The sequence below is a fragment of the Pedococcus sp. P2_F6 genome, from assembly GCF_056403675.1.
On sequence record NZ_JBFUEZ010000001.1, the window covers coordinates 1056541 to 1080164 of the forward strand.

Annotated in this window: 22 protein-coding genes and 1 riboswitch; of the genes, 9 read left to right on the plus strand and 13 right to left on the minus strand. The window is 70.9% G+C overall.

The window, feature by feature from the left end; all coding sequences use genetic code 11:
* The first annotated feature begins 33 nt into the window (after nucleotides 1-33).
* From AC1DWP_RS05005 to AC1DWP_RS05020, 4 genes are all read left to right on the plus strand, one after another.
* Nucleotides 34-948, plus strand: a complete 915-nt coding sequence (locus tag AC1DWP_RS05005; RefSeq protein ID WP_477613332.1) for a sulfurtransferase — start codon at nucleotides 34-36, stop codon at nucleotides 946-948.
* Nucleotides 949-1001: 53 nt separating this feature from the next.
* Nucleotides 1002-1436 carry a SufE family protein gene (locus AC1DWP_RS05010; protein ID WP_477613439.1) on the plus strand — a complete coding sequence of 145 codons (435 nt, stop codon included), beginning with the start codon at nucleotides 1002-1004 and terminating at the stop codon, nucleotides 1434-1436.
* 150 nt (nucleotides 1437-1586) lie between these two features.
* Nucleotides 1587-3314: a DNA polymerase gene (locus tag AC1DWP_RS05015; protein WP_477613333.1), complete on the plus strand. Its 1728-nt coding sequence runs from the start codon at nucleotides 1587-1589 to the stop codon at nucleotides 3312-3314.
* A gap of 58 nt (nucleotides 3315-3372) precedes the next feature.
* Nucleotides 3373-4176 (plus strand): DUF1206 domain-containing protein, encoded by an 804-nt coding sequence (locus AC1DWP_RS05020; RefSeq protein WP_477613334.1) that lies wholly within the window; start codon nucleotides 3373-3375, stop codon nucleotides 4174-4176.
* Nucleotides 4177-4189: 13 nt separating this feature from the next.
* Here the strand turns inward: AC1DWP_RS05020 and AC1DWP_RS05025 are convergent, their stop codons facing one another.
* On the minus strand, nucleotides 4190-5125 hold the full coding sequence (locus AC1DWP_RS05025; protein WP_477613335.1) for a PAC2 family protein: 936 nt from the start codon (nucleotides 5123-5125) through the stop codon (nucleotides 4190-4192).
* A gap of 266 nt (nucleotides 5126-5391) precedes the next feature.
* On the opposite strand from AC1DWP_RS05025, the gene AC1DWP_RS05030 reads away from it, so the two are divergent.
* Nucleotides 5392-6039, plus strand: a complete 648-nt coding sequence (locus tag AC1DWP_RS05030) for a TetR-like C-terminal domain-containing protein (RefSeq protein ID WP_477613336.1) — start codon at nucleotides 5392-5394, stop codon at nucleotides 6037-6039.
* A 57-nt stretch (nucleotides 6040-6096) separates the two neighbouring features.
* Nucleotides 6097-7650 carry a DHA2 family efflux MFS transporter permease subunit gene (locus tag AC1DWP_RS05035; protein ID WP_477613337.1) on the plus strand — a complete coding sequence of 518 codons (1554 nt, stop codon included), beginning with the start codon at nucleotides 6097-6099 and terminating at the stop codon, nucleotides 7648-7650.
* A 77-nt stretch (nucleotides 7651-7727) separates the two neighbouring features.
* Here the strand turns inward: AC1DWP_RS05035 and hrpA are convergent, their stop codons facing one another.
* The 5 genes from hrpA to AC1DWP_RS05060 all read right to left on the minus strand — a co-directional run bounded on the left by hrpA (nucleotide 7728) and on the right by AC1DWP_RS05060 (nucleotide 15171).
* Nucleotides 7728-11654: an ATP-dependent RNA helicase HrpA gene (gene hrpA / locus AC1DWP_RS05040; protein WP_477613338.1), complete on the minus strand. Its 3927-nt coding sequence runs from the start codon at nucleotides 11652-11654 to the stop codon at nucleotides 7728-7730.
* 31 nt (nucleotides 11655-11685) lie between these two features.
* The gene (locus AC1DWP_RS05045) at nucleotides 11686-11889 is read right to left on the minus strand and encodes a hypothetical protein (protein WP_477613339.1); all 204 of its coding nucleotides are present in this window, start codon (nucleotides 11887-11889) and stop codon (nucleotides 11686-11688) included.
* Between the two features lie 78 nt (nucleotides 11890-11967).
* Nucleotides 11968-13287 (minus strand): bifunctional o-acetylhomoserine/o-acetylserine sulfhydrylase, encoded by a 1320-nt coding sequence (locus AC1DWP_RS05050; protein WP_477613340.1) that lies wholly within the window; start codon nucleotides 13285-13287, stop codon nucleotides 11968-11970.
* 156 nt (nucleotides 13288-13443) lie between these two features.
* Nucleotides 13444-13558: riboswitch (SAM riboswitch) on the minus strand.
* 72 nt (nucleotides 13559-13630) lie between these two features.
* A complete protein-coding gene (locus AC1DWP_RS05055) occupies nucleotides 13631-14884 on the minus strand; it encodes a hypothetical protein (protein ID WP_477613341.1) in 1254 nt (417 codons plus the stop codon).
* On the minus strand, nucleotides 14881-15171 hold the full coding sequence (locus AC1DWP_RS05060) for a hypothetical protein (protein ID WP_477613342.1): 291 nt from the start codon (nucleotides 15169-15171) through the stop codon (nucleotides 14881-14883). Before AC1DWP_RS05060 ends, AC1DWP_RS05055 begins: the two co-directional genes overlap by 4 nt.
* Before the next feature lie 152 nt (nucleotides 15172-15323).
* On the opposite strand from AC1DWP_RS05060, the gene AC1DWP_RS05065 reads away from it, so the two are divergent.
* Nucleotides 15324-15806, plus strand: a complete 483-nt coding sequence (locus AC1DWP_RS05065) for a nitroreductase family deazaflavin-dependent oxidoreductase (protein ID WP_477613343.1) — start codon at nucleotides 15324-15326, stop codon at nucleotides 15804-15806.
* Nucleotides 15807-15833: 27 nt separating this feature from the next.
* On the opposite strand, the gene AC1DWP_RS05070 is transcribed toward AC1DWP_RS05065, so the two are convergent.
* From AC1DWP_RS05070 to AC1DWP_RS05085, 4 genes are all read right to left on the minus strand, one after another.
* Entirely contained in the window at nucleotides 15834-16241 is a 408-nt protein-coding gene (locus AC1DWP_RS05070; RefSeq protein WP_477613344.1) for a hypothetical protein, read from the minus strand.
* A complete protein-coding gene (locus AC1DWP_RS05075) occupies nucleotides 16234-16599 on the minus strand; it encodes a hypothetical protein (protein WP_477613345.1) in 366 nt (121 codons plus the stop codon). The genes AC1DWP_RS05070 and AC1DWP_RS05075 overlap by 8 nt, the downstream gene beginning before the upstream one ends.
* A gap of 53 nt (nucleotides 16600-16652) precedes the next feature.
* Entirely contained in the window at nucleotides 16653-18053 is a 1401-nt protein-coding gene (locus tag AC1DWP_RS05080) for an RNA polymerase sigma factor (RefSeq protein WP_477613346.1), read from the minus strand.
* A gap of 189 nt (nucleotides 18054-18242) precedes the next feature.
* Nucleotides 18243-20417, minus strand: a complete 2175-nt coding sequence (locus tag AC1DWP_RS05085; RefSeq protein WP_477613347.1) for an MMPL family transporter — start codon at nucleotides 20415-20417, stop codon at nucleotides 18243-18245.
* Nucleotides 20418-20627: 210 nt separating this feature from the next.
* Here AC1DWP_RS05085 and AC1DWP_RS05090 point away from each other — a divergent pair, with 210 nt between their 5' ends.
* A complete protein-coding gene (locus AC1DWP_RS05090) occupies nucleotides 20628-21419 on the plus strand; it encodes a TetR/AcrR family transcriptional regulator (protein ID WP_477613348.1) in 792 nt (263 codons plus the stop codon).
* A gap of 21 nt (nucleotides 21420-21440) precedes the next feature.
* Here the strand turns inward: AC1DWP_RS05090 and AC1DWP_RS05095 are convergent, their stop codons facing one another.
* Nucleotides 21441-21869 (minus strand): hypothetical protein, encoded by a 429-nt coding sequence (locus AC1DWP_RS05095; RefSeq protein WP_477613349.1) that lies wholly within the window; start codon nucleotides 21867-21869, stop codon nucleotides 21441-21443.
* 87 nt (nucleotides 21870-21956) lie between these two features.
* Nucleotides 21957-22316 (minus strand): hypothetical protein, encoded by a 360-nt coding sequence (locus AC1DWP_RS05100; RefSeq protein ID WP_477613350.1) that lies wholly within the window; start codon nucleotides 22314-22316, stop codon nucleotides 21957-21959.
* A gap of 183 nt (nucleotides 22317-22499) precedes the next feature.
* Here AC1DWP_RS05100 and AC1DWP_RS05105 point away from each other — a divergent pair, with 183 nt between their 5' ends.
* Nucleotides 22500-22721, plus strand: a complete 222-nt coding sequence (locus AC1DWP_RS05105) for a hypothetical protein (RefSeq protein ID WP_477613351.1) — start codon at nucleotides 22500-22502, stop codon at nucleotides 22719-22721.
* A gap of 19 nt (nucleotides 22722-22740) precedes the next feature.
* Here the strand turns inward: AC1DWP_RS05105 and AC1DWP_RS05110 are convergent, their stop codons facing one another.
* A complete protein-coding gene (locus AC1DWP_RS05110; protein WP_477613352.1) occupies nucleotides 22741-23616 on the minus strand; it encodes a LysR substrate-binding domain-containing protein in 876 nt (291 codons plus the stop codon).
* Nucleotides 23617-23624: the final 8 nt, after the last annotated feature.

Sequence of the window (23624 nt, forward strand, 5' to 3'; positions counted from 1 at the left end):
TGGCCCCGTGACCAGCGGGATTAGCCTTGGGACATGGTCGACACCGCTGACTCCCCCTCCGCCACCTTCACCCAGTACGCCCATCCCGAAAGGCTCGTCAGCACGCAGTGGCTGGCCGACCAGATCGAGGCCGGCGCCGTCGGCGGGCCCGACGGCATCGTCGTCCTGGAGTCCGACGAGGACGTGCTGCTCTACGACACGGGCCACATCCCGGGCTCGCTCAAGCTGGACTGGCACCAGGACCTCAACGACCCGGTGGTGCGCGACTACGTCGATGCCGAGCAGTTCGCTGCGGTCATGTCGGCCCGCGGTGTCGGCCGGGACACCACGGTCGTGATCTACGGCGACAAGAACAACTGGTGGGCCGCCTACGCGCTGTGGGTGATGAGCCTGTTCGGACACGAGGACGTGCGGCTGCTCGACGGCGGCCGTGCCAAGTGGGTGGCCGAGGGTCGCGAGCTGACCCGCGAGGTCCCCGCCGTGGGCAGCCTCGCCGGCGACGCGGCATACCCAGTGGTGGAGCGCGACGACGCGCCGATCCGCGCGTTCAAGGAGGACGTGCTCGCCCACCTCGGTGGGCCGCTGGTCGACGTGCGCTCCCCCGGCGAGTTCAGCGGCGAGCTGCTGCACATGCCGGACTACCCGCAGGAGGGCGCCATGCGCGGAGGACACATCCCCGGCGCCAAGTCGGTGCCGTGGGCGCGAGCGGCCAACGAGGACGGCACCTTCAAGTCGCGCGAGGACCTCGAGGCGATCTACCTCCAGGAACAGGGACTGTCGCCCAGCGATGCCACGATCGCCTACTGCCGCATCGGCGAGCGGTCGTCGCACACGTGGTTCGTCCTCACCCACCTGCTGGGTTTCGACGCCGTCCGCAACTACGACGGCTCGTGGACCGAGTGGGGCAACTCCGTCCGAGTGCCGGTCGAACAGGGTGCGTCGCAGTGACCAGTGCCGTGAGTGGCACAGCGTCCACCCAGCCGGCGCCCTTGCCTGCCGCGATGCAGGAGATCGCCGACGACTTCGCGGAGCTGCTTGCGCCGCAACGCCTCGAACTCCTGCTGGAGTTCAGTGAGGGACTGCCCGACCTCCCCGAGAGGTATGCCGGTCGGCTGGGTGAGATGGAGCAGGTCCACGAGTGCCAGTCCCCGATCTTCCTGGCGGTCGAGGTCGCCGAAGAGCCGCTCGACCAGCCCGGCGAGCGCGCGGTGCACCTGTTCTTCTCGGCGCCGGCCGAGGCACCGACCACGCGCGGGTTCGCGGGGATCCTCAGCGAAGGGCTCGACGGCCTGACCGCTGCCGAGGTGCTGGCGGTGCCGGAGGACGCGCCCTACCGGTTCTCCCTCGGCGAGGCGGTCTCCCCGCTGCGGCTGCGGGGCATGGTCGGGATGCTGAGCCGGATCAAGCGCCAGGTCGCCCTCAAGACCCACGCCTGACCCACCCCCACGCGTGGCCCCACCTTTATCGGGTGACCCGATAAAGGTGGGCTTCACCCCGGAACCGTTCCGCGGGGAAGCGGACCTTTGTCGGGTGAAGCAGCCGGGACCGACGGGATCGTCGGTCCCGGGTGCGAGGATGTGCCCGCCATGCCTGCTGCCCACGTCGCCTTCGTCGCCACAGCGGACGGTCGCGCCGCCATCGTGGGTGACCACGTCCAGCTGGTGGGCCGGGCAGACCAGCTCGTCACCCGGGCCTGCGAGCTGGAGGCGGCTGGGGACGTGCGGTGGGTCTGGTGGTCAGCCGGCGGCGATGCCTCAGCCCTCGTCGCGGCCGGGGTGCCGGTGAACCGCTGCTGGGACGTGGCCGAAGCCCACCGCCTGCTCGCGGGCGGGTGGGAGGCGACGCCCCAGGTGGCCTGGGCCGCGGCATACCGACTCGATCGTGCGGGCCTGCCGGCAGCGGCGCGCGGTGACCTCTTCGACTTCCACAGCACTGGACCCTCGTCGTCGGCGCCGGCCCGCGCACCGGGCACGGACGTCGGCGCGAGCTTGTCGGTGGTGCGGCCGGACGGCTACCTCGACCCCGACGCGGGCGCGGCCACGTGGGCGCCCGACGACGACGTGGTGGTGGCCTGGGGGCGCGCGGCCCTCGCTTGCGCAGGCGCTCAGGCGGCGGCCCTGGCGGAGGTGGGCCCACGATCGGTGGCGGCCGCCCACTCCGAGTCCGCGGCAGCGTTCCTGTGTGTCGAGCTCGCCCGCGACGGGCTGCCAGTCGACCGGGCGACCGCCGAGAGGATGATCGCGGAGGCCGCCGGCGCCCGCCCCGAGAGCGAGGCGGACGCGCGACGGATCCGCGCCGAACGCGACCTGCAGGTGCTGTCGCACACGCCTGGTCGCGAGTCCACGGATCTGCGAAACCCCTTGCAGGTCAAGGAGCTGCTCGCCTCCGTCGGGGTAGTCGTCCCCAACACGCGCAAGTGGGTCCTCGAGCCGTTCCGCGAGACCCACGCGGTCGTCGGAGCCCTCCTGGCGTGGCGCAAGGCCGAACGCATCGCGACCACCTACGGCTACCCCTGGCTCGACGCCCACGTGGGCCCGGACGACAGGCTCCGTGGCGGGTGGACCGCCTGCGACGGAGCCGCTGGACGGATGACCGCGCAGAACGGCCTCCACAACCTCCCGACCTCGCTGCGCCCAGCCGTGGCCGCCCATCCCGGTTACGTGTTCGTCCGCGCCGACCTCGGACAGATCGAACCGCGCGTCCTGGCCGCGGTCTCCGGCGACGAGGCCTTTGCGGCAGCGACCCGCGCCGACGACCTGTACGCGCCTGTGGCAGCCGCCCTCGGGGTCGAGCGTCCGGTGGCCAAGATCGCGGTGCTCGCCGCGATGTACGGCCAGCGCAGCGGCGCCGCCGGCGAGGCCCTCAAGGACCTCGAGCGCACCTACCCGGTCGCCATGGGCTACCTCGATGCCGCGTATGCCGCGGGGTTGCGACGCGAGCCGCTGCGCACCTTCGGTGGTCGGCTGATCCGGCTCGACGCGGTCCTGGCCGACGTGCCCGCCGAGGGCACCGCGGCCTACGACGCCGCGCGTGGACGGTTCGCCCGCAACGCCGTGATCCAGGGCAGCGCGGCCGAGCTGTTCAAGGCCTGGGCCGCCACCGTCAGGGTCACGACACGCGACCTCGGCGCCCAGATCGTGCTGTGCCTGCACGACGAGCTGCTCGTCCACGTCCCCGAGGAGAACGCCGCCGAGACCCGCGCCAGGCTCGAGCGCGCCCTGACCGACAGCGCCCGACGCTGGACGGGGTCGACGCAGGTGCGGTTCGTCGCCGACGCCTCGGTCATCCGGCGCTGGTCCGAGGCCAAGGACTGAGCCAGGGAGTACCGGCCCTTACTCCCTGACCTGCGGTGATGCGTGGTTAGGTGGTGCCATGGACCACCAGGACGTCAAGCAGGCCGCCTCCAGGGCCTCCGACCACCCCGCCCTCGAGGCCGCCGCACGCGTGGGTTACGCCACGAGTGGGCTGCTGCACCTGCTGATCGGCTGGATCACCCTCCAGGTGGCCTTCGGTGGCAACGGCGGCAAGAACGCAGACCAGAGCGGGGCGCTCGCGTCCCTCGCCGGCAACGGGGCAGGCAAGGCGGCGCTGTGGGTGGGGGTGGTCGGCTTCCTCGGCCTGGCCGTCTGGCAGCTCGCCGATGCCGTCGTGGGGCATCCCGGCGGCGACAAGGACGCGTGGGGTGGACGCGCCAAGGCCGCGGGCAAGGCGGTCGTCTACCTCGCTCTCGCCTGGTCGGCCTTCCAGTTCGCCCGCGGCAGGACCAGCGACAGCCGGAGCCAGAGCGTGGACTTCACCGCCAAGCTGCTCGACAAGCCCGGTGGACGCGCGCTCGTGGTCGCGATCGGGCTCGCGATCATCGCCGTCGGCGTCTACCACGTCCACAAGGGGTGGACGAAGAAGTTCCTCCAGGACCTCCAGGACCACCCCGGCACGTGGGCGACGCGCGCCGGGCGGATCGGCTACATCGCCAAGGGCGTTGCCCTCGTCATCGTCGGGTTCCTCTTCGCCGCTGCGGGCGTGCACAAGCAGGCGAAGGAGGCCACCGGCCTCGACGGCGCGCTCAAGTCGCTGCGCGACGAACCCTTCGGTCCTGCCCTGCTCGTCGTGATGGCGGTCGGGTTCGCGGCGTTCGGGCTCTACAGCTTCTCGCGCGCCAAGCACGCGAGGGTCTGAGCGGATCTACCGGTCAGCTCGGGTTGCCCTCGCCGGAGGCCTCGTCATCGGCGACGTCCCGCAGGAACTGCTCGAACTCGGCGCCGATCTCGTCCGCTGACGGCAGCTCGCTCACATCCGTGGCCAGCAGGCTCGGCTTCTGGCGACCCTCGCTGAAGGTGTCGTACTGGCGCTCCAGGGCGGCGATCACCTGCGACACCTCGTCGGACCCCTCGATCTCGCGGGCGATCTCGGCCCGGTTGAGGCCGGCCTGCGCGATGAGGTCGTCGATGGGCAGGTTGAGCCCGGTCGCGGCGGTGATCGCGTTGAGCGCGGTCACCGCGCCGTCGGCGAACTCTGCCTGGGCGAGGTAGTGCGGGACGTGCACCGCGAACCCGAGGGCGTCGTGGCCCGACTCCCCCAGCCTGAGCTCGAGCAGGGAGGACAGGCTCGCCGGCACCTCGACGCGACCGAACGGGTTGTCCTGCAAGGGAATCAGCCGCGGGTCGGTCGCGTGGGACGTGAGGCCGATGGGGCGGGTGTGCGGGACCGCCATCGGGATGCCGTGGGCGCTGACGACGAGGTTGACGCCGAGCAGCACCACGAGCTGTCGGACCGCCTCGGTCATCCGCTCCCACTGGAAGTCCGGCTCGGGTCCGGTCAGCAGGAGGAAGGGCGTGCCGTCCCGGTCGACGAGGCGGTGCAGCGCCAGGCACGGGTCGTCGTAGCTCATCCAGCGGTTGGAGTCGAAGACCATGGCGGGCCGACGACTGCGGTAGTCGACCATCTGGTCGGTGTCGAAGGACGCGACGACGGTGGACTCGCCGGAGCCGAGGAGGTGCTCGGTGAGGATCCGCTGCGTGTGGCCCGCGTCCATGAAGCCGCCGAGCGCGACGACCATGACCGACGCACGCAGCTCCTGCGGGTCGGTGTCGGTCTCGAAGTGGTAGAGCTCGGATGGGTTCAACACGGCTACTCCAGCGGTCGGTCCCAGGTGTCGCCTGGGCTCGTGGGGATGGTGGTTCTCGCCCGGGATGCTGGCGGGCGTCCCGGTCCACAGTGCCAACGCTCCAGCATGGCAGGGGATTCCGCGCCCCGCCTCCACCACCGGCGCGAGCTGCGTCATCGCCTCGATGTGACGCCCGTCACACTTGCCGAGTTTATGGAATGGGTCGCCCGAGCCTAGAGTTTGATGAAACGAAACAGTTTCGTTCTATCCACGACGCGAGGAACCCCGTGACCCCCACCAGCACCGCCACCACGACCAGGGGAACTGCGGAGGCGCCCGAGCAGGCGCGCTCCCGCCCCCGGGTCGAGGGCGACCGCGAACGGGAGATCCTCGAGGCCGCGCTCGTGACCCTGGCCGACGTGGGGTACGACCGCCTCAACTTCGACGCGGTGGCCAGTGCGGCCAAGGCCTCGAAGGCCACGCTCTACCGCCGCTGGCCGTCGAAGGTCGACCTCGTGATCGACGCGCTCCAGCTGATGATCGGCGTCGAGGCCGACCGCTACCCCGACACCGGCTCCCTGCGTGGCGACCTCATCGCCCAGGCCTGTGCCAAGGGCGGCCTCGGTGAGGACCTCCCCCTGCAGGTCTTCGCCGCACTGCTCGGGTCCCTGCACCGCGACCCCGAGCTGCGCGACGCCATCATGACCCGCCTGATGGCTCCCAAGATGGCGGTCACCCTCAAGACGTTCCGCGCCGCTCAGCAGCGCGGGGAGATCGGCAAGGACGCCGATCTGGAACTGCTGGCGCGACTGCTGCCGGCGATCACCATCCACGAGGCCATGCTGTCGGGCTCCCACCCGTCGCAGGAGCGCCTCATCGCCTTGGTGGACAGCGTCGTCCTCCCCGCCTGCGCCGCGACGTTGCAGCGCGACTGACCCACCACGCCTCACCACACCACCAGCCACGCACCACCCACACACCAAGGAACATCCATGTCTTCGACTGCTGTCGTCGAGTCCGTCTCGACTCCGGAACCCGACGCCGCGCCCAGCGGCAAGGGCCGGCACCTCGGCATCGCCCTGACCGTCATCACGGCCGCGCAGCTCATGGTCGTGCTCGACGGCACGATCGTGAACATCGCGATGCCGCACATCATGGCCGACCTCGGCTTCACCCAGGAGAACCTCTCGTGGGTCGTCACGGCCTACACGCTCGCCTTCGGTGGGCTGCTGCTCCTCGGGGGGCGCCTCGGTGACCTGTTCGGCCGCCGCAAGGTCTTCATGACCGGTGTGCTCGTCTTCGCCGGGGCCTCGCTCCTCGGCGGCCTCGCCCAGACCGAGGGCATGCTGCTCGGCGCCCGCGCGCTGCAGGGCATCGGTGCCGCGCTGGCCTCCCCCACCGCCCTCGCCCTGATCACCACGACGTTCCCGGCCGGGCCGGCCCGCAACCGCGCCATGGGCGTGTATGCCGCGATGTCCGGCGCCGGTGCGGCCGTGGGCCTCATCCTCGGTGGCGCGCTCACCGAGATCGACTGGCGCTGGACGATGTTCATCAACGTGCCGATCGGCCTCCTCGTGGCCTTCATGGCGCCGCGCTTCCTCTCCGAGTCGGAGCCCGGCAAGGGCCGGATCGACGTCCCCGGGGCGATCCTGGGCACCGGTGGGCTCGTGTCCCTGGTCTATGGCCTCACCAACGCCGCCAGCGACTCCTGGACCTCGGCGACCACCCTCACCACGCTCATCGCCGGTGTCGCGATGCTCGTCGCGTTCGTCGTCGTGGAGATGCGTTCCTCCCACGCGCTCATGCCGATCCGCATCCTGGCCGACCGCACCCGCGGCACGTCCTTCGCCGTGATGCTGATCGTCGGTGCCGCGATGTTCGCGATGTTCTACTTCCTCGGCCTCTACATCCAGCAGGTGCTGGGCTACTCGCCGCTGAAGTCCGGTTTCGCGTTCCTGCCGTTCTCGTTCGGCATCGTCGTGGCGGCGCAGATCGCCTCCACCCTGATGACCCGCGTGGACCCCCGATGGATCGCCGGAGTGGGCACCCTGCTCGCCGCGACGGGCATGTTCGGCTTCGCCCAGCTCGACGTCGACAGCTCCTACGCCACGGGCCTCCTGCCCTGGATCACCGTCCTCGCGGTCGGCATGGGCCTCACCTTCGTGCCGATGACGCTCACGGCCACCGCCGGCGTGGCGTCCGAGGACTCCGGTGTCGCCTCGGCGGTGCTGAACACCATGCAGCAGGTCGGTGGGGCCCTGGGCCTGGCGACCCTCAGCACGGTCTTCGCGAACGGCGCCAAGGACAAGGGCGCCGAGCTCGGTGCCGCGCTCCAGACCAAGGCCGCGTCTGGCGCTCTGTCCCCGGAGCAGCTCCAGGCCGCACAGCACCAGATCGCGCTGCAGGCGCAGACGTTCGGCTCCAGCCACGCCTACCTGGTAGCCGGCGTGATGATCATCATCGGCTCGCTGATCACCTTCGGCTTCCTGAACGTCAAGCACGAGTCGCTGTCGTCCGAGGGACACGAGAACGTGCACCTCGCCTGACCTGCTCATCGCGCCGACGAGGGCCCCGACCACCTGTGGTCGGGGCCCTCGTCGGTTGTGCAGCAGGAGTGCCCGAGTCACTCCAGGGCGGCGATGGCCGCGCGGATCCGCTTCTCCGACACCGGGTATGCCGTGCCGAGCCCGTTTGCGAACAGGCTCACCCTCAGCTCCTCGACCATCCACCCCACGTCCCGGACCGGGGCCGAACGGCGCTCGACGGGCGGCAGGGAGTCGAGCAGGTCGGCATACGCGATCTCGACCCGGTCCACGACCTCCTGATTGGCCGCGTCGCGCGCCAGCGCGGCAGGCGAGGACGGGGCCTTCTCCAGCCGTTGCAGCATCGCCCGCAGGTAGCGCCGCAGGTGGGGCAGGCGCGCGAGCCCGGTATCGGCGATGAAGCCGCCGTAGACGAGGCTGTCGAGCTGGGCTCGGACATCGGCGACGAGGGCCGACGCGGCTGGAGCGGTGAGGCCGTCGAGGCGCACCCGCACCTCCCTCGCCGCGGAGAGGACCGGCTCCACCTCCGCGACCACCGTCAGGACGCGCGTCGCGATGTGGGTGCGGACCGCTGCGAGCACCGCGTCGAAGGTGGCGGCGTCGCGGACTCCATCGGCGCCCGCCCCGTGGCCATCTCGCTCGAGGACGATCGCGTCAACGACGCAGGCCAGGGCGTCGTCGAGCAGGGCCGGCACGGAGCCGTGCGGGTTGTCGCCCAGAGCCAGCTTCTGCGCGTTGGTGAGGGTGGCCAGCACTCGCTTCCAGGGCGCCGTCGTGTTGAGCAGCAACAGCCGCCGGACACCCAGCGCAGTGGCCGCGCCCGCCTCTCTCGCGCCGGGCATCACGACGATGTCGACGCGGTCGCCGCGGTCCACCAGAGCAGGGAAGCCGTGAACGGTCTGGCCACCGGACGTCGACTCGAAGGTCGCAGGCAGGTCACCGAAGTCCCACTGCCGCAATCCTTTCCGCTCGATGGCTGCGGCCGCACTCGACATCCGCCGCTGCACCTGGCCGGCCAGCTGCTCCTGGAGGGCGTCCAGGTCCTTGCCGCTGCCCAGCACGCGTCCAGTGCCGTCCTCGACGGCGAACGTGATGCGCAGGTGGTCGGGGACTCGGTCTGCCGCGAACTGTTCGGGCGGCACCTGGATCCCGGTGCGTGCGCGGAGCACCCGAGCGAGCTCGTCAGCCAGCCGTCGGTCGCCGCCGGGCTGGGCCTGCGCGAGAGCAGCAGCCGCGTGGTCGGGCGCCGGGACGAAGTGCACCCGGGTGGCCTTCGGCAGTGACCGCAGCAGCGCCGTCGCCAGCTCCTCCCGCAGCCCGGGCACCTGCCAGTCGAAGCCCGCGTCGGACACCTGGTTGAGCACCTGGACAGGAATGTGCACCGTCACGCCGTCCGCCGCCGCACCCGGTTCGAACTGGTAGGTGACCGGCAGCTCGATGCCCCCTTGGGTCCACGTCCTCGGGTAGTCGAGGGCGGACACCCCCTCCGCGCTCTCGCGGGTGAGGAGCTCTTCGGTGAAGGTCAGCAGCTGCGGCGTCGTGCGGCGGGCGTCCTTCCACCAGCGGTCGAAATGGCGTTGGGAGACCACCTCGGCGGGTACCCGTGCGTCGTAGAACGCCACGAGGTCCTCCTCGTCGACGACGATGTCGCGGCGCCTGGCTCGTTCCTCGAGCTCGGAGAGTCGTTGCAGCAGAGCTTGGTTCGCGGTGAAGAACGCGTGGTGCGTGTCCCAGTCCCCCTCGACCAGCGCATGCCGGATGAACAGGTCCCGCGACTCCTCGGGGTTGATCCGCGCATACTGCACGGTGCGGGCGGCCACGAGGGGGACGCCGTAGAGCGTGACCCTCTCGGTCGCCACCACAGCGCCCTGCTTGCGAGACCAACGCGGCTCGGAGTAGGTGCGCTTGACGAGGTGGTGGGCCAGCCGCTCGGCCCAGATCGGGTCGATCCTGGCGTTGCTGCGCGCCCACAGCCGGGTCGTCTCGACGAGCTCGGCCGACATCACCCAGGTCGGCTGACGGCGGAAGAGCGTCGAGCCGGGCGAGATGCCGAACCGTGCCCCGCGAGCCCCCAGGTAGTCACGCTTGGCCTCGTCGCGCAGCCCGATGTGGGACAGCAGTCCGGCCAGCAGCGCCTGGTGGATGAGGTCGGCGTTGGGCGGCTCCCCCGGGGCTGCGGTCGCCGCCTTCGTGTCGATGCCGACGTCCTGGCACGCCTTGCGCAGCTGGCTGTGCAGGTCCTGCCATTCCCGCACCCGCAGGTAGTGGAGGTACTCCGTGCGGCACATGCGCCGAAAAGCACTGTGCGACAACGCCTTCTGCTGTTCCTTGAGATAGGCCCACAGGTTCAGCAACGACATGAAGTCAGAGTGCTCGTCGCGGAACCTCGCATGCGACTGGTCGGCCTGGGTCTGCTTGTCGGCAGGTCGCTCGCGCGGGTCCTGCATGGAGAGCGCGGCGACGATGACCAGCACCTCGCGGGTGCAGCCCAGCGCGCCCGCCTCGATCAGCATGCGTCCCAGCCGCGGGTCCACGGGCAGCCGCGCCAACGACGTCCCGTATGCCGTGAGCCTCCTTCCGCGGCCACGCCCCTTCCGGGGCGGGCCCGTGGAGGGCGACGCCGCGGCATACCCGTCTGGGCCGTCCTGCCCGATGTCGAAGGCCTGCAGCTCCTCCAGCAGTCGGATGCCGTCGGCGACCTGGCGGGCGTCCGGGGCGTCCACGAAGGGGAAGGCCGCGATGTCGCCGAGGCCCAGCGAGGTCATCTGGAGGATGACGGACGCGAGGCTGGTGCGCTGGATCTCGGGCTCGGTGAACTCCGGTCGCGCCTCGTAGTCCTCCTCGGAGTACAGCCGGATGCAGATGCCGTCGGCGAGGCGCCCACAGCGGCCGGCGCGCTGGTTCGCACTCGCCTGCGAGATCCCCTCGATCGGCAGCCGCTGCACCTTGGTGCGCTGGGAGTACCGCGAGATTCGCGCGGTGCCGGCATCGACGACGTAGCGGATGCCGGGCACAGTGAGCGAGGTCTCGGCGACGTTGGTGGCCAACACGATCCGGCGTCCGGCGGCTCGTCCGAAGACCTTGTGCTGCTCTGCCGCGGAGAGGCGCGCGTAGAGCGGGAGCACCTCGGTCTGCGGCAGCTTCAGGCTCTCCAGCGCGTCCGCCGTGTCCCGGATCTCGCGCTCCCCGGACAGGAACACGAGGATGTCGTGACCGGTGCCGTCCGCGGCCCGCTCGGTCCACAGCTCCTCGACGGCCTCACACACGCCGGTGACCTGGTCGCGCTCTTCGGCATCGGGCCGCTCAGGGTCGACGAGCGGGCGGTAGCGGACCTCCACCGGGTAGGTGCGACCGGACACCTCGATGATCGGCGCCGGCTCACCACGGGCCGAGCAGAAGTGCTCCGCGAACCGCTGGGGGTCGATCGTCGCCGACGTGATGATGACCTTGAGGTCAGGGCGTCGCGGCAGCAGCTGCTTGAGGTAGCCGAGGATGAAGTCGATGTTGAGCGACCGCTCGTGCGCCTCGTCGATGATGATCGTGTCGTACTTGCGCAGCAACCGGTCTCTTTGCATCTCGTTGAGGAGGATGCCGTCGGTCATCACCTTGACGAGGGTGGAGTCGCTGCTCTGGTCGGTGAAACGCACCTGGTAGCCGATCGCGCCACCGAGCTCCACCTCGAGCTCCTCGGCGATCCGCTCGGCGACCGAGCGGGCCGCGATGCGTCGCGGCTGGGTGTGCCCGATCAGTCCGGCCTGCCCGCGCCCCACCTCGAGGCAGATCTTGGGCAGCTGGGTGGTCTTGCCCGAGCCCGTCTCGCCCGCGACGATGACGACCTGGTGGTCGCGGATCGCGGCGGCGATGTCGTCCTTGCGCGTGACGACCGGCAGGTCCGGCGGGTACTTGAGCTCCGGCACGGGCGGCGGGACGCGCACGGGCCGAGGTGGGCCCGCCTGACGTGGCCGCCGAGACCGGGACCGCTGCTCGGAGGACACGGGCGAAATCATACGGGTGAGCCCCAGCCACCCCTGGGTCTGCTCAGCGCACCAGTGTCGTCAGGTTGCGCGGGTTCGGCAGCTGGTCGGGAGCCAGGATCGCCCCGCCACCTGCGACGGTCACCAGCACGAGGACGACGGCAAGGACCGTCACGACCGCGACGAGGAGAAGCGGTGCGACCTGGTGTGGAAGGTGGACCGTGTGGACGTGCAGGTGGAGCGTCACGGGCCCCGGGTGCGAAGCCATGCCCCAGTATCCCCCCGCGGCCGACTGCTGACACCTGCATTCGACGTGTTCGGTCGGACGCAGGTGTCAGCAGTCGCCTCAGACGCCCTTGGCCGCGATGAAGCCCTGCTCCAGGTCGGCAAGGATGTCGTCGATGTGCTCGATGCCCACGGCGAGGCGCACCAGCCCGGGCGTGACCCCGGCCTTCAGACGGTCGCCGTCCGGGCCCTGGGAGTGGGTCGTGGAGGCTGGGTGGATCGCGAGCGAGCGCACGTCACCGATGTTGGCGACGTGACTGTGCAGCACGAGGGACTCGACGAACCGACGCCCCGCTTCGACGCCGCCGACGATCTCGAACGCCAGCACCGCCCCAGCACCCCGGGGCGTGTACTTCGTTGCCTTCGCGTACGACTCGTGGTCCGGCAGGGAGGCCCACACGACCTGCTCGACCTGCTCGTGCTGCTGGAGGAACGCCGCCACCTTGTGCGTGTTCTCCAGGTGCCGCTCGATGCGCAGGCTCAGTGTCTCGATGCCCTGGGCGATGAGGAAGGCGTTGAACGGTGCGATCGCGGGACCAAGGTCGCGCAGCAGCTGGACGCGCGCCTTGAGGATGAACGCGAGGTTGGCGCCGAAGGCACTCCCCACGCCGAGGTCCCGCGCGAACACCAGCCCGTGGTAGCTCTCCTCCGGGGTGTTGTAGTTGGGGAACTTGTCGGGGTCGGCCCCGAAGTCGAACGTGCCCCCGTCGACGATCACCCCCGCGATCGACGTGCCGTGACCACCGAGGTACTTGGTGGCCGAGTGCACGACGATGTCGGCTCCCCACTCCAGTGGGCGGATGAGGTAGGGCGTCGCGATCGTGTTGTCCACGACGAGCGGCACTCCGGCCTCGTGGGCGACGGCCGCGACGCCCTCGATGTCGAGCACCTCCGACTTCGGGTTGGAGATCGTCTCGCCGAAGAACAGCTTGGTGTTGGGTCGGACGGCGGCCCGCCAGGACTCCAGGTCGTTGGGGTCCTCGACGAAGCCCACCTCGATCCCGAACTTGGGGAGGGTGTGCTTGAGCAGGTTGAAGGTGCCGCCGTACAGGCTCGGGCTCGCCACGACGTGGTCCCCCGCCTCCGCGATGTTGAGGATGGCCAGGGTCTCGGCAGCCTGGCCCGAGGCGACCAGCAGCGCCCCGACCCCGCCCTCGAGCGACGCGACTCGCTGCTCGACAGCGTCCTGGGTCGGGTTCATGATGCGGGTGTAGATGTTGCCGAACTCCTTGAGGGCAAACAGGTTTGCCGCGTGTTCGGTGTCCTTGAAGACGTACGACGTCGTCTGGTAGATCGGCAGGGCGCGAGCGCCGGTGGCGGCGTCCGGCTCCTGTCCGACGTGGACCTGCCGGGTCTCGAACGACCAGTTGGTGGAGCTCATCTCGGTGTCCTTCACTCTCGGATGCCGCGTGGCACGGATCGGGGGCCCGTCACCGGCGGAGCGGGTGGTCGAGGTGCCTGTGAAGGGAGGTTCGAGCTCCCGAGGTCCTGTGATCACTGATGCCACCGCCGGAACGGTGCGGGACACGTGGTGGGTCTCCCGCGCTTGCGGACGGCGACTGCGCCGCCCGCCAGGTCTTCACCCGGGGCACCCCACCGCGGAGGAGGGTTGCCGGCCAGCGAGCCGGGGCTTGTCGCTGGCACTCATGACCTGGGCCGAGGCTACGCCGGGGAGGTGAGCGGGCGGCATACCCATCTCTCATGGCGGACGCACGAACGGCGGGTCAGCGAGCGCCGGGACGTGGGTCGGGATCGGGGGTGGTGCCGCGCGCATCGGTGGCGTCGCGGGTCCGCATCGCCAGGTCCCCCTCGTGTCGGGCGTACAGGTCGCGCCCGGTGCCGACGGCCCCCAGACCCGCCGTGGTCGCCTCGGCCGCGAGGCCGGTCACGAACATCGTGCGCGACCGGGCGGGGTCACGGGTCACCAGGGCGAGGTCGTCGAGCCACTTGTTGCGCACGAGGACGCGTGCACGTCCCGCGACCTGCTCGGCCACCCAGTGCGCTGTCGCGGTCGGCGAGCCCGGCGACCGGGTCGCGCGGAACGTGCGGGCGTCGGGCTGGTACTCGGCTCGACCGGCGCGGCGAAGCTCCTCGGCCGTCGCGAGCCGGAGCCGTTGAGCCGTGCCGAAGCGCAGCGAGCGTCGCGCCGTCCTCGTCGGGCCCGCGAGGGCCGCGGGGTTCGTCGCCAGGGCGCCTCGCTTGAGCACGCCGGACGCGGCGCCGGTGACCGACATGGCGGCGCCCACGCCGATGTGGCCCCAGTCCCCGTCGCCGTAGCCGACCTTGACCACCGCGTCTGCCGTCAGCTGGAGTCCGTCGCACGCCCCGGCGGCGACCCCCAGCGCCTTGGACGGCGGCGTGGGAGCCATCGCCACGGCCCCTGCCGCGCTCCCGAGCACGCCGGCCCCGCGACTGAGCCCCGTCAGCGAGTCGTACATCCGTGAGTCGTCGAGGCCGTCCTGGACGAGCTGGTGCAGAACCGTGGCGCACCGGCGGTCCGCCTCGGCGAACCGATGCCAGGCTGCGGCATGGCGGCGTTCGGCGACCTGGACGAGCTCGAGCTGCTCCAGCTCCTTGCGGTGCAGGTCCGCGGCGACCGCACGCTGCGTCGGGTCGGCGCTCTCCTGCGCCATCACCCGCCGGTTGCCGAGGGTGACCGCGAGCTGCCAGGCCTCCGCGTGCGTCGTCACCGCCCAGGAGGCGTCGTGCTGCGCCTCCGCCAGGGCTGCGGCAAGAGGCCGCAGGGCCACCGCCGACACCGCGTAGCGACGCCCCACCGAGACCAGGAGCGAGGCCGCGGTGCGGGACCGAGCGGCGAAGGCGGCGCCGCCCGGCCCCTCCCAGGTCGTCCTGCTCGGGTCGCCGAGGCTTCGCACCGTGCTCGCCAGGGCCAGCAGCAGCTCGCCCTGCCCGGCCAGCCGGTCGGCGAGTGCGCGCACCGTGCCGGGATCACCCGGCAGCGGCCTCAGGATCGTCATCCCGGGCCACCGTCGAAGGCGGCGGCGCTCGTGCTCTCGACGTCGGCGTACAGCCGCCCGGCCAGCGCCGTCGCGGCCGCGAGGTCCTCGAGCGCGCGGCCGAGCACGTGACGTTGGTGCTCGAAGTCACCCAGCACCGACGCGAGGGCTCCGGCGCTGTCGCCGGGGCCCAGCGACCAGGTCTGCTCCGAGCTGCGCACCGCCTGCCACAGGAGGTCGTCGGCCACCTCCCGGAGGGAAGCGCCCAGCGCCACGATGGTGTCGGAGTTCACCTCGATCCGGGTCATGGGTCCGAGGGTAGGTCGGTCGTGGGACGCCTCCCGGAGTTGTCCACAGCCGCCTGTGCGCCGGATCGTCGGCGCCCGACAGGTCCCACCCAGCCGACCCGCCTGCTCGACCCCTCCACCCGAGATGTGCCGGTTCGTGTTGTGATGGACCCATGAGCATTGTTGGTGAGTACGTCGCCAGCCCCACCGGCTGGGTCCGAACGCAGGTCGAGCAGATCGAGGCCGCCGGGACGACCCGAGCGGTCGCCATCCAGGGTCGACGGGTCGTGATGCTGACCATGATCGGCCTCTCCGGCAAGGTGCGAAAGGTCCCGTTGATGCGCGTCGAGCACGACGGTGTGTATGCCGCGGTGGCGAGCAAGGGTGGCGCGCCGGAGCACCCCAAGTGGTACGCCAACATCCGCAAGAACCCGGTCCTCGACCTCCAGGACGACGACCGCACGTGGACGGTCCGGGCCCGGGAGCTCGAGGGCGCCGAGCGCGAGGAGTGGTGGCCGCGGTGCGTCGAGGCGTTCCCGCCCTACGCCGACTACCAGGTCAAGACCGACCGGCTGATCCCCGTGTTCGTCCTCGAGCCAGTCGACGAGCCAGTCGAAGAGCCAGTCGACGAGCCGGTGGACACAGCCACGGACTAGCGGTCGACGAAGGCCACCGACCAGCTCTCAGCTGGGACGGGTGCGCCGCAACCAGAGCAGGCCGAGCACCGGCAGCACCAGTGGCACGAAGCCGTAGCCGGACCCGAAGTGCGACCACACCGTCTTGTCGGGGAAGGCGTCCGTGGCCAGGTAGGACGCCAGACCCACGATGAGCACGCCTGCCAGCTCGACGCTGATCGCCACCAGCGCGACGCGGCGCGACGTGAGGTCGCCGCGCGCCAGCGCGACCGTCGCGACGACGTAGATGACCGCTGCGAGCGCCGACAGGACATAGGCCAGCGGCGCCCTCGAGAAGTACTCGGAGATCTGCAGCACCGAACGGCCGGTGGCCGCGAGAGCGAGCAGGCCGTAGACCGCGACGAGGACCACACCGGGTCCCGATCGGGTCGAGGGGGCGGACGGGGTCTCAGCCACGGAGGTTCCAGATCTGTTGGAGTCGGGCGGTCATGACCGCGACGCCGAACGCCCCGACGGCGACGACCCCCAWCGCCCAGCGGGTCTTCTCCTTCAGCGCGAGGAACAGTGCCGCCGGCGGCACGAAGGGAAGCGTGATCGCATAGGCCGCGAACGTCGCCTGTTCGGCGCCGCCACCGGGTACCCGCCCGAGATGGACGAGGCAGACCACCAGCTGCACCAGGAGGCCCAGCTCGGTCACCCCGGCCACGAGCAGGAGGCGGTCGTCGACGAGGCGGCTGCGCGCGGCATACCAGGCGGCGACGGCCATCAGGCACACCGCCGCCACGAGCACGACGACGGTCAGCGGGAGGAGCACGGCGGGAAGCCTACGCGAGCGCCCCGTCGTGGTCCTTCGCCGGTCGGGGACCGTCAGCCGCCGGTCTTGACGCCCTTGCCGGACAACCGCGGGTTCGGCGCCTCTCTGTCGCCCGTCGTGGCCGGGTCACTCGGGGCGGACGCCGAGGTGCCGGCCTTGGCCGACTTGCCCTGGGCGGGCGGCGCCACGGACTTCGTCGAGTTGGGGGTGAGGTTGGGGGCATGCGTCGCGGGCGAGTGCGGAACCGGCGTCTTGGTGCTCGGCGCCTTGGTGGTCGACGGCTTCGACGGGTGCGTGGGCTTGGCCGAGGGGATGACGCGCGCCGTCGGTGCCGACGAACCCTTGGTGGGCTTGGCCGCGAGCACCCCTGCGCAGTACGCCTCCACCCGGTCCGCCCCACCGGCAGTGCCCGTCAGGTTGCGGAAGGCGACCGACCGGTCGCGAGCGGTGCCCTTGGCCTTGTCCGAGGCCCACGCCCTGCACAGGCCTGCGGCGGGGCTGCCCGCGGCATGGGGCCCCACGCCTGCATTCGGCGGGGTCGCCGGGTTGCTTCCGGGGTCCGGTGACGTGCCCTTGCCCGGGGCCTCGGGCGCCGGTGCCCCGACGGTGTCGTGCAGGACCTGCTGGACCGGGTCGGGCAGCACCCCGACGTAGGCGGCTGCCCCGAGACCGCCCAGCGACATCACCGACACGGACAGGGCCGTCGCGGTCAGGAGCGCGGCCCGCGACCGACCGGCTGCCGCCGCGGTCACGGCGCCCGCGGAGCCCAGGCCGATGGCGATGACCTTGACCCCCGGCGACCGGCGTGCCGAGGACGGGATCTTGCGGAAGGCACTCAACGCGATGTGTTCGTCTGCCAGTTCCGCCGGCGTGGGAGGGGCGGCCAACGACCACGCGAGCAGGTCGGCATCGGTGGCCAGCCGCTCCAGGGCCCGCGACTCGGCCCGTTCGATGTTCGCCTGGTCCACGCCGACGACGTCGGCCACCGCACTGGGCGGCAAGCCCGCCCCCAGGTGCAGCACGACGACTTCGCCCTGCCCGAGGGGCAGGGCGCGCAACGCGGTCAGGGTGTCGTTGATCCCGCGGTGCACCGGGTCGCCTCCTGCGTCGGACTCGATCAGCTCGTCGATGTCGAGCTCGCCATCGCCCTCGACCTGGAACCCCGGCAGCACGGTGACCGACCCCCAGGCCCGTCGGAGCGTGCTCTCCTCGGCGCGCTGGCGGGCACAGGCGAGCAACCACACGCGCCAGGCGAGCTCGTCCCCGACAAACCCGGGCAGACCGCGCACGACGGTGATCCAGCCCTCGCAGGCCTCGTCGTAGGGATCGTCGTGCCCGACGACCCGCAGGTAGCGGATCATGGCCGGGTTGGCATCACGCCAGAGCCGGGCGAAGGCATCCTCTTCGCCGGCTTGGGCAGCGCGCAGGGTGCGCGTGAATTCGGTCCCCAGCACGATCTCAGTATCGCGGTTCGGCCCGCGCCGTCCCCTCATCCGTTTGGCCCCAAAGTCAAGACTTGGTCAAGTCACCCGAGAGCAGTCCCGGCAGCCGCCGGCAGCCGCCGGCAGGCAGCGGGGCGGTGGTGCCGTGGCCAGGGCTTCGGTGAGCACCGAAGCCCTGGCACGGTATGCCGCCCGCCCGGGTCAGGGCGCGACTGCCAGCTCTTGGGCGGGCACCAGGACCGACTCGCGAGAAGCCGGCTCCTCACGGTGTCCGTGCCGCCCCCACCACCGCGCGAGTGGACCGGGTGCGTACCAGTTCGCCCTGCCCAGCAGTCGCATCGTGGCGGGCACCAGCAGGGCCCGAACGACGGTGGCGTCGAGCAGGACGGCCACGAGCATGCCCACCCCGATCATCTTGAGGAAGACGATCCCGCTCGTCGCGAAGCCACCGATGACGACGGCCAGCAGCAGGGCGGCGCTGGTGATGATGCGCCCGGAGCGCTGCACGCCGGCCGCGACCGCCCGGGTGTTGTCCCCGGTGCGGTCCCACTCCTCACGCACGCGGCTGAGCAGGAACACCTCGTAGTCCATCGAGAGGCCGAACAGGATCGCGAGCATCAGGATCGGCTGGGTCACGTCGAGGTAGCCGGGAGAGGTGAAGCCCAGCAGCCCCGACAGGTGACCTTCCTGGAAGGTCCAGGTGACCACGCCGAAGGACGCGACGATGGACACGCCGTTCATCACGATGGCCTTGAGGGGCAGCACGACCGAACCGAAGGCGACGAACAGCAGGACGAGCATCACGGCCGCCACCATGAGCGCCATCCACGGCAGGTGGTCGCCGATCGAGTCGATCAGGTCCACGGCGTCGGCGGTCGGGCCGCCGACCAGCGCGGTGGTGCCAGTGGGCAGGTCGACGGCCCGGATGCCCTTGAGCACGTCCTGGCTGCTCGAGGTCTGGGAGTTCCCCTGCCAGGTCGCCTGCACCAGCGTCAGCTGCTGGCCGTCCACGGACCGGGTCGCCACGGCTTGCGCCTGGGTGACCCCGTCAACCGCCTTCAGGCTCGTGAGGTAAGCCGACCTGGCCACCTCATCCGCCCCGCGCACCATGATCGACGCGGTGGACGTCTCGCCACCGAACAGGTCCGCCTGCAGGTCCGCGGCCTGGCGGCTGGGCGAGCTGACCGGCAGGACACGCTCGTCGACGCTGCCCCACTGCGCCCCCAGGAACGGGCTGCCCAGCGCGAGCAGGCCGATGACGATGGCCACGAGGTAGGCGACGGGACGACGCATCACGCTGTGCGCGACCCTGGCCCAGGTGCCGTGCACCACCTCGTGGTCCGCGCCGTGCAACTCGTCCGGGGTGCGCGCGTCGGCGAGGTGGGCGCGCGAGCCGCGGCGCCACGGCATACGGCCGAACTCGATGCGGGACCCGAGCACTCCCAGCAGGGCGGGCAGCACCGTCAGGGCCGCCAGCATCGCGACCAGCACTGCGGCCATGCCGCCGTAGCCCATCGAGCGCAGGAAGTTCTGTGGGAAGAGCAGCAGCGACGCGAGCGAGGCGGCGACGATGAGGCCGGAGAACAGCACGGTGCGACCGGCGGTGGCCATCGTGCGTTCCACGGCCGCGCGGACGCTCTCGCGGGACGTGTCGGGTTGGTGCGCCAGCTCCTCGCGGAAGCGGCTCACGACGAAGAGTGCGTAGTCGATCGCCAGACCCATGCCGAGCAGGGTGATGACGTTGATCGAGAAGATCGAGACGTCGGTGACTCCCGTGATGAGGCGCACCACCGCGAACGCACCCATCACGGCGATCCCGCCGACCAGGGTGGGCATCAGGGCCGAGACGAGGCTGCCGAAGATCAGCAGGCTGAGCAGGAAGACGATCGGCAGCGAGATCGACTCGGCGCGCGCGATGTCCTTGGAGACCTGCTCGTTGACGTCGCCGAAGACCGCCCAGCGGCCACCCACACTCGTGCTCAGCCCGGGGGCGTCGAGGTCACCCTTGACGGCGTCCCAGTTGTCGCTCTTGGCGTCCTGGCTGGTGCCGGCGAGCGTGACGATGACGCGCGTGGCGTGTCCGTCGCTGCTGACCAGTCCCGGCGACCTGGTGTCGTAGTAGGTCACCGTCCCGGCCACATCGGTCCTGGGCAGTGCGGTCAGGGTGTCGGTGACCGCGCGCTGGAACGCCGGGTCCTCCACCCGCAGGGTCGGGCTGGAGTAGACGACCACGAGGTCGGTCTCCCGGCCGGGGAAGGTCGCCTGCTCGAGGACGAGCTCCTTCGCCGAGTCGGTGGCGGGGTCGTCGAACCCGCCGTTGGAGAGGTTGCCGAACACTCCTATCCCGTATGCCGCGGCGGCCAGGACCACCGCCATGCCCCCGAGCAGGACCAACCAGGACCTTCGTGCGACAAGCTGACCCCACCTGTGCATCCGAACCACTCCCTCGCAACCCTGCATCACTGATGTTTACAGCAGTAACAGTGATGGGTGTAAACTAAGTTGTCAAGGCTTCATGGTTAACTCTGCAGGACAAACCAGGGCACAGGGCATCCAGACCGTTCGCCGACGAGGAAGCAGGGCGAGATGACCGCGGTTCCGACGCGGCGAGAGCGTCAGCGGCAGGCGACGTTCGACGAGATCGTCGACGTGGCGCGACAGCTGCTCCGCGACGGCGAGGACGTCTCGGTGCGCGCCGTCGCCCAGGAGATGGGGCTGACTCCCCCGGCGCTTTACCGCTACGTCGACAGCCACGCCGAGCTGATGGTGCGCGTCGCCCGGTCGATCTTCGAGGACGTGGTGGCGGCCATGACGACCGCGAGGGACCAGCAGGAGCCGGACGACCCGGCCGCGCAGATCGTCGCGTCCGCCGCGGCCTTCCGGAAGTGGGCGCTGACCAACCGCAACGAGTTCCAGCTCGTCTTCGCCTCGGCGACCTCGGCCGCGATCGAGGAGGCCGCGGCGGCTCAGCCCGTGGTGATCACCTCCCTGGACGGATGCCTGCCCGAGGAGTCGGGCGTGAAGATGTTCGGGGCCTTCTTCAGCGAGATCTTCGGGCGGCTGTGGGTCAAGTACCACTTCCCCATCCCGGCCGACTCCGACCTCGACGCTGACCTGCTCGAGGTGCTGCGCAGCGAGATCAAGCCGGCCGAGGTGACCGACCCGCTGGGTGGACCGACCCCCGGCATGATCTGGATGTTCGAGCGGTCCTGGTCACGGCTCTACGGCACCGTGACCCTCGAGGTGTTCGGGCACGTGCACCCCGCGTTCATCTCCACGGGAGCGCTGTTCGGCGCGGCCATGCTCGACATCGGACGCGACCTCTGCATCGACGGCGAGTGGCCCCGGCTCCAGAAGGTCGCCCGCGCCCAGTACTGAGCTGCGCCTGATCGCGTCAGGTCAGGACGCCTGGCTCAGTGGCGGTGGCAGGGCTTCGACGCCGTCCGGCGACGCAAGGTAGAAGCCCAGGAGTCGGACCTTGTGGCGCGCGCAGGCCTCGATCGTCTCCTGGTGCCAGGCACGGTCGTTGTCGGTCGGCGTCACGCCACGACGGCGTCCGCGAGCGACCAGGATCGCCCCACCCGTCTCACCGACCATCGGAAGCAGCAGGTCGAGGAGGCTGCGCATGTCGGCGGTCGGCGCCTCGGGCGGCACATCGGACAGGACGACCGGCTGCACTCCCCGGTCCGCCTCGTCGCACACCAGCAGGGCCAGGGCGCCGTCTCGGCGTTCCTCGATGCCCAGGATCAGGTCGACCACGTCAGCCTGGATCGTGGTGTCAGTCAACGGAATCGTGCGCAGCTCGCGTGGAAGGTCTTCGTAGCTCATGTCCCGAATGCTGCCCGAACTCGCGACCTCCGCCCGAAGTTATCCCCAGCCCCAGCCCCGACCGCGGACGCGCGGATGGAGCTCGCGTCAGTGGCGAACCACTCGGCGCAGCAGCCGCAGGTCGTCGCGCAGCCGCGGGGGGATCGGCAGGTGGAGGGAGGTCAGCGCCTCCTCGTAGTCCGCCATCGCCGTCACGAGGCGCCCGCGCGCGATCGCGAGCACGTTGGGGTCCGACGGAGGACGTCGTTGCGCCGCGACCTCCGCCTGTGCCAAGGCCATCGCCGCGTGCAGCTCGGCGAGGAGCATGCGACCGGAGGACGACAGCCGCCCTTCGCGGAGCACTGGAAAAGCGGTCTTCGTCCCTGCCTGGATCATCACCGTGGTCATCCCCGTCGCGGACGGACTGGGCGCCACCCGGTCGGGCCACGCCACCATCGTCCCCTTCACAGTACGCCCCTTGGTTTCGCCGACTGACCCGCGGAAGGGGCGAGGGCGCACGTCAGCCTGCCCGTGGCGTACCGAAGGTCGGGGAGGTGGCGCCTCTTTCGGTCAGCTTCCCCTCGGACGAACGGAGGGGGTCGGGCTTGTTGCGTGACTTGCCGTGGCGGCCGGCTCCTAGCGTGCGGTCTCGTGAAGAACTCGCCTGTTGCCTCTGGTCGAAGCGCCACCGATGCGTATGCCGCGTGGTGCCGTTGCGGGGCAGCTGCTGCTGGCGAGGTCCACCCGTTGTGCACCGGTGCGGCGGCGGTCCACCACAGCGCACGGGTCGAGGTGCGGGCCGACCTGCTGCTCAGCCGGCTTCGGGCAATCCACCTCATGGGGACGATGGACAGCGAGCTCCGGCCGCTGTAGAGCGCGAGCTCACGCTCGGTCAGCCTCCGGTGACCGGGCCTCGTGGCGCGCCACTGGCCAGGATGGCCGACGTGAGCGCTGTGGCCGCCTCGGCGGGTGCCTGGCGGTTGGTCAGCAACATGAGGTCGAGGTGCGGCAGCTTGGGCAGCCCGCTGGAGGCCGGGAGCTCGACCAGGTCAGGCGGCATGAGCGTGCGCGCCATGACGGAGATGCCCAGGCCAGCTCGGACGGCGGCCAGCACCCCGTTGACGCCGCGGACCGTGCAGGTGATCCGGCTGCGGCGGCCGACGCGTTCGAGCGCCTGCACGCTGATGGCCCGGCTGAGGCTGGGCGCCTGGTAGACGACGAGCGGCACCGGCTGGTCGGGATCCACCCGGGTGCCGTCGACTCCGGCCCACACGAGCTGGTCGCGGCGGACGAGCTGTCCGCGCGCCAGGGTCGAGGTGCCCGCGTTGCGTTTGACGAAGGCGACGTCGAGGTGACCCGACTCGATGCGCCTGAGCAGCCCCTCGTTCTGCAGGACGGTCAGCTCGAGGTCGATCCGCGGATAGAGCTGGCGAAAGTCCCGCAGGATGCGCGGCAGGGGTGTCAGGGCGAGGTCGTCGGTCACCCCGAAGCGGAGCCGACCGGCAAGGTGGGAGCCGGTGAAGTAGCCGACGGCTCGTTCCTGTGCGGCCAGGATCTCGCGGGCGAAGCCGGCCATCGCCTCGCCGTCCGAGGTGAGCGCGACGCTGCGGGTGTCCCTGACGAACAGCGGGCGTCCGACCGCCTCCTCGAGCCTGCGCACGTGCTGGCTGACAGTGGGCTGACGGATCCCGAGGGCCTCCGCGGCCCGGGTGAAGCTCAGCGCCTGGGTCACGGCGAGGAAGGTGCGGAGCAGTTCCGGCTCGTACACGACCACTC